Annotated in this window: 1 pseudogene; it reads right to left on the bottom strand. The window is 39.6% G+C overall.

Features of this window, described 5'->3' with window-relative positions:
• Nucleotides 1-273 (bottom strand): annotated as a pseudogene (locus tag AAEY68_RS21070) (miniconductance mechanosensitive channel); the annotation flags it as partial.

Below are 273 nucleotides of genomic sequence, written 5' to 3'. Positions count from 1 at the left end.
GTCAATTACATCGCCATCAGCGCCATACTTGGGCATTTCTAGCCAATCACCTACCGCTAACATATTATTAGCAGAGAGCTGAATACCTGCCACTAAACCTAAAATAGCATCCTTAAACACCAACAGCATAACGGCTGATAACGCACCTAAACCACTTAATAAAATTAATGGTGATTTATTCATTAATAACGACACAGCTAAAATACCGGTTAATACACTGGCAATTAACTTAATGGTTTGTAATAACCCTCGTATCGGGAAGTGGGCTCTGAC

Source organism: Pseudoalteromonas sp. RB2-MNA-CIBAN-0110, assembly GCF_040309305.1.
GTDB lineage: Bacteria > Pseudomonadota > Gammaproteobacteria > Enterobacterales > Alteromonadaceae > Pseudoalteromonas > Pseudoalteromonas arctica.
The sequence above is the reverse complement of the archived record's forward strand: the minus strand, read 5'-3'. Positions and strand labels throughout refer to the sequence as shown.